5 protein-coding genes are annotated in these 5,654 nt (G+C 63.3%); all 5 read right to left on the minus strand.

Translation table 11 applies throughout. From position 1 onward, the window contains the following. The coding region (locus KBT70_RS14185) for a metallophosphoesterase (protein ID WP_296634958.1) at window positions 1-626 on the minus strand (626 nt) is incomplete at its 3' end. A 54-nt stretch (window positions 627-680) separates the two neighbouring features. Further along, window positions 681-1,895, minus strand: coding sequence for an aminotransferase class I/II-fold pyridoxal phosphate-dependent enzyme (locus tag KBT70_RS14190; protein ID WP_296634960.1), 1,215 nt, complete (start codon window positions 1,893-1,895; stop codon window positions 681-683). Next, window positions 1,892-2,158, minus strand: coding sequence for an acyl carrier protein (locus KBT70_RS14195; protein ID WP_296634964.1), 267 nt, complete (start codon window positions 2,156-2,158; stop codon window positions 1,892-1,894). Before KBT70_RS14195 ends, KBT70_RS14190 begins: the two co-directional genes overlap by 4 nt. Then, window positions 2,148-3,107: an NAD(P)-dependent oxidoreductase gene (locus KBT70_RS14200; RefSeq protein WP_296634968.1), complete on the minus strand. Its 960-nt coding sequence runs from the start codon at window positions 3,105-3,107 to the stop codon at window positions 2,148-2,150. The genes KBT70_RS14195 and KBT70_RS14200 overlap by 11 nt, the downstream gene beginning before the upstream one ends. Further along, complete coding sequence (locus tag KBT70_RS14205) at window positions 3,104-4,909, minus strand: fatty acyl-AMP ligase (protein ID WP_296634971.1); 1,806 nt, start codon at window positions 4,907-4,909, stop codon at window positions 3,104-3,106. Before KBT70_RS14205 ends, KBT70_RS14200 begins: the two co-directional genes overlap by 4 nt. Window positions 4,910-5,654: the final 745 nt, after the last annotated feature.

Below are 5,654 nucleotides of genomic sequence, written 5' to 3' on the forward strand. Positions count from 1 at the left end.
CCGTCGAGCGGCGGGTGATGGATCATCAGCACCCGGCAGAGGCCAGCGTCGCGCGCCGCACGCAGCATGAGGGCCAGACGCGCCAATTGCGCCGGACCGACCGCACCGCTGGCAAAGGCCGGGGGGGTGGCCACGGCGCTCGAAACCCCGATCAGGGCCAGCATCCCCCGCCGCCGCACATACGGAAAGGCGTCGGGCACATGGGCCGTCACGGCTGCGGCATCGCCCTGCCAATAGGGGTGCCACTGGGCGGCGCCCACCTCCCACGCGCCCGCAACGAGCGCCTCGTGATTGCCGGGAATGACCATCACCCGCGCCGGATCGCCCAAGCTATCCAGCCAGCGACGCGCCGCGCGATATTCCTGCGCCAGCCCGAGATTGGTCAAATCCCCCGTCACCGCGATCAGGTCGGGATGATGCGCCTGCAGATCGGCCATGAGCGATGCCAGGATTTCAGGCCGGTGATGATGGCGGCGCTTGCGGTGCCACGACAAGAGGCTGAGCGCCCGCTTGTTCAGCACGGCGCGCCACGGCACCGGCGCAGGTAGCGGCAAATGCGGGTCCGACAGATGCGCCAGCGTGATACCGTCACCTGTCTCTGGGTCGGATCGCACCTGCCCTGTCATCTGCCTGATGTCCGCCCAAGGTTGGACGTGCCGGACAGAACCCGGCCCGCTGATTTACTGCGCTGCCGTGCTCTGGGCGCCGCCTGTGGCCACCTCGGGCGCGACCGTCTTGAACGCCGCGATGATGGCGTCGATCTGATCAAAGCTGTGCGCCGCACTCAGGCTGCACCGCAAAAGCGCGGCCCCTTCGGGTGCGGCAGGCGGCAGCACGAGGTTGACGTAAACGCCATGCTCCATCAGCGCGTTCCAGATCCGCGCACCTTCTTCGCGCGAGGGCACGCGCACCGCGATGACCGGGCTTACGGGTGCGGCCAACTCATAGCCCGCCGCACTCAACCCGTCATGCAGGCGCGTGGCATTGGCCCAGAGATTGGCCTTGAGTTCCGGCCGTGTGCGGATCGCCTCAAGCGCCGCCGCAGCAGCGCCGATGCTGGCAGGGCTGGGCGAGGCGGTAAAGATATAGGGACGGCTGCCATAGCGCAGCAATTGCAACTCGGGATGACGGCTCACACAGAAGCCGCCCAGCGAGGCAAGGCTCTTGGAGAAGGTGCCGGTGATGAAATCCACCTGATCGAGAATACCCGCCTCTTCGCAGAGGCCCAAGCCGCGCTCTCCGTAGACGCCAAAGGAATGTGCCTCATCGACCATGAACCACGCGCCATATTCCTTGGCGATGGCGCACAGCTCGGCGAGCGGCGCAGTATCGCCCAACATGCTGTAGAGCCCCTCGGTAATCACCAGCGCGCCCTTGGCGTCATCCCCCAGACGCCGCAACCGCTTGCGCAGGTCCTCGGGGTCATTGTGGCGGAAGGCAAGGAAATCGGCCCCGCTGATGCGGCAGCCGTCATAGATGCAGGCATGGCTATGACTATCCAGCACGACCTTGTCGCCGGGGCGCAGGATGCCCATCAAGAGACCGAGATTGGTCTGATAGCCGGTGGAAAACACCATGGCCGACGGCACGCCATAAAAGTCTGCGAACGACCGCTCGAGCGCGGCATGGCAGGCAAAGCTGCCGTTGGCCATGCGCGATCCGGTGGTGCCGCTGCCCTGCTCGTGCAGCGCCGCACTTGCGGCGGCCAGAACGGTCGGATCAAAGGTCAGGCCGAGATAGTTGTTGGTGCCCACGAGGATGGTCGGGCGGCCCGCAATCATCGCCTCGGTTGGCGAGAGGATTTTTTCCATCACGATGCGGGTGGGATCGGCCTCTTCCGCGCCCAATGCGTCACGCAGATGCGCCAGTTCGGCAAAGCGGTCTGAAATGCTCATGATTTTTTCTCCACAAGCAGTTTGATCTGATCGGCTAGGTTCTGGACCGTGTCGACATTGGCCATCATGTTGAGCGGAAAGCTCACGTCGAACGTGTCCTCCACCTCCATCAGCAATTCCATCATGTTGACGGAATCGAGGCTCATATCAGCGACAAGGCTGGTGTCCGCGGTCAATGTGCCGGATTTCACCGGGAATTTCGACAGACGCTCGAACAGCACGTCGAGGATTTCCTGTTCAAGGTCTTGGGTGTCATGTGACATTGGTGATGCCCCTATCAATTTTCAACGGCGTCCCGCGCAGGATCGAGGATAGCCCATTTTCCAGAGAAATCAGCGGTTGCCACCCGGTGTCGCGGCTGATTTCGGTGTTGTCGCACACCCAATCGGGGTGGCGCAGTTCATTGACCTTGCCGGGCGTCAGCATCGGGCTGTAGCCCAAGAGCTTTGAGGCCAGCAGATTGCCTGTGGCCACCGCCCGCAAAACGCCCCCCGGCAGTTTCACGCGCCAGCCGCGCCCGCGCCCCGCAACCCGTTCGACAATGGTCGCGATCTCGTCCCAGCTGTAGCCCGCGCCATGCCCGTCGTCGAGTTCATAGGTAGCCTCTGCCGGGCTGTCCAGAAGTTTGACGATGGCGCGCGCAAGGTCATCGACATGCAAGAGCGAGGCCCGCGCACCGGCCACACCCGGCAAGGGCACGATGCCCCGCGCCATCGTTTGAAAGAGCGGCACGAGTTCGCGGTCCTCGGGGCCGTAGATCGCAGGCGGGCGCAGAATGGCAGAGGTAAACCCCGCACCCAGTGCCGCTTGCGCCAACCGCTCTTCGCCCATGCGCTTGCTCGCGGCATAGGGCGACAGATGCGGCGCGCGCGCCGCGAGCGAGGAGATGAGGATCACGCGGCGCAGCCCCGCCATAGTCGCGGCCTCTGCCACATGGGTCACGCCATCGGCATTCACGCCCAGAAAATCCGCCAGATCACGTCCGCGCACCTGCCCCGCCACATGAACGACCGATTGCGCGCCCGCCATCAGCTTGGCCAATGCCGCCTTGTCCGACAGGCCCCCCGTCAACGTGTCCAGCAACGGATGGGTGATCCCCAGACCCTGACGATGCACCAGCGCGCGCACCGGGCGTTCGGCAGCCAGCAATTGTCCGATCAGGGCGCGCCCGACAAAGCCGGAGGCGCCCGTGACGGCCACCGGGCCGGTCATGCGATGTAACGGACCTGCGGCATCGCCTCGTCCATGGGCAGGCCTTTGGCCGGTTCCGGCTGATGCGCAACCTTGGCCGCCTGACGCCGCCCGAGATAATCGAGCCGCGCCCGTGCCCGTGCCAGCTTGCCCGACGAGGTGCGCGGCAAGGTGCGGGTTGGCACCAGTTCGACCACGACGTCGATCCCGAATTCAGACCGCACGAGCGAGGCAATGGTTTTCACCAGACGTGCGCGCTTGATCTCGTCGCGCTCGCGGCATTGCACCACCAGCACAGCCGTTTCCTGCTGGTCCACTTCAGAGGGCACAGAGAAGGCAGCGGCATCGGTATAATTCACGCCCGGCTGCGTCTTGGCCAGATATTCCAGATCCTCGGGCCAGATGTTGCGCCCGTGGATGATGATCATGTCCTTGCGCCGCCCGGTGACAAAGAGCCGACCATTTGCGAGATACCCGATGTCGCCGGTGTCAAGCCAGCCGTCTTCGCTCAGACATTCGCGGGTGATTGCCTCTTCCTGAAAATAGTGGCTCATCACGCTGGGGCCGCGCAGGTGGATCACACCGGCCTGACGCTCGGGCAGATCCTTGCCATGCTCATCGCGGATCGAAATTTCAAACGTGGGCAGAAGCGCGCCGCAATCCACGTACCGCGCAACGCGGCGCTTGGATGCCTGCGCCTCTTCCGGATCGAGCGGCTTGGCGATGCTGTCTTCCTGCATGGTTTCGGCATCGACATAGTCGATCTGTAACTCTTCATCGAGCCCGGCAAAGCTGATGCCCAGAGAGCATTCGGCCATTCCATAGCAGGGCAGGAACGCGGTCGATTTGAACCCCGAGGGGGCCAGCGCCTCGGCAAAGCGGTTGAGCGGCTCGGGATTGATCATCTCGGCGCCGACACAGGCCACGCGCAGCGCGCTGAGGTCCCATTGCTCGGCATCGCTCTGGCGCACGCGCATCGCGGCAAGATCATAGCCAAAGGGCGGGCCAGAGGTGATCGTGGTGCGGTTGGCCGACATCATTTCCAGCCATTTGCGCGGCCGCATCGCGAAATCCTGCGTGCCAAGGAAATCGACCGAACGTTGGGTCGCCATCGGCATCATGATAAAGGCGACAAGGCCCATGTCATGATAGAACGGCAACCACGAGCCAAAGCGGTCGTCATCGGTCATCTTGAGACCGTGGGTCGCCATGTCGTTGATATTGGCCAGAACGGTCTTGTGGTCGATGACCACGCCGCGCGGAAAGCGCGTGCTGCCCGATGTGTATTGGATATAGGCGATGCTGTCCGGTGCCACCGTCGGCAAGGTCGCGGTCGAGGGCGTCAGAGCATCGAAATCCTCGGGCGCGCCGACAAAGCTGAGCGTCAGACCGCTGGTCGCCTCTTGCAAAAAGCTCATCCATTCGACGGGGGCCATCGCCACCGCCGCGCCGCAATTCTCTATCAGGCCGCGCAACTGTGCGACATAGCCGGCATGACCGCCGATATGCATGGTGGCCGGCAGCGGAACGGGCACCAGCCCGGCATATTGGCAGGCCCAGAAGAAGCGCACGAAATGCGGCGAGGTTTCGGCCACAAGACCAACCCGCGCCCCCGGCTCAAGACCCAGACCCAACAGCCGCCGCGCGAGCGCGATCACCTCGGTCTGCAAATCGGCATAGGTGGAGGTTGCATAAAGCTCGCCACGCGCATTATAGAAGTTGACGCCTGTGTCGCCCTTGGCGGCATAATCGAGCGCCTCGATCAACGTCGTGAACTCTCCGCGCCGCAACGCGAGACTGTGCGAACTGCCTGTCGCCTGCATCCCAATTTTCCTTGTTTCGCTTCCGACTGCTGTCGGTTTGCCCTCTGTCATACCAAGTATATGGCATTTGGCGGTCTACTGGCACAAGCTGGCGTTTCAGGTCAAGGACTTGGCCCGCCGCCGCAAGGCCCGCAAAGACGCTCTGGACTGGCTCCGAGGCCCGCGCGCGGTGTCATGTCCGGGCTCTCTGGCACCTTGTGTCAGGGCCATACTCTTGCCTTGGTTCGGGCGCAGGTTGCACTGGCGATGTGACTGCAATTTGCGGCGCGTGTTGACGCCCGCGCCGGTGTACCCCTGCTGTGGGGTGACGCCCTGCGCCCCGTGTGATGCGGGCATGACCCGGCACCACATGACCCAAAGAGTATATGAATAAATCTATTAATAACAAAGATATGCAGCGCACTTCTTACTATGTTCGTACGCCTGTCCGCGCACCGGTGCCACGCGCGTCCCGCACATTCGGACACCTTTGCACGATGCGTTCCTGCCATTTCGGCTCACTCCTCGGTTCTCGTTCCGATGTCCCGTCGTGCCCCCCTGTCCCAAGCCACGGCAGTCCGAGGATTTCCACCTCTATGGCGGTGCGGCGGAACCGCTTGAATTCAGCCCGGAGAGGGCGAAAACGGGATCGGCAACAACTTGCCCCGGATGTCACATTTGGTTTCCAAGTCGTAACATCTTCACAAGATGCAGCATTTGGGCCTGATGCAGCGCCCTACAAGCGACCAATCCCGCGGTACTGCCG

The sequence above is a fragment of the Roseovarius sp. genome (assembly GCF_018066915.1).
Classification (GTDB): Bacteria; Pseudomonadota; Alphaproteobacteria; order Rhodobacterales; family Rhodobacteraceae; genus Roseovarius.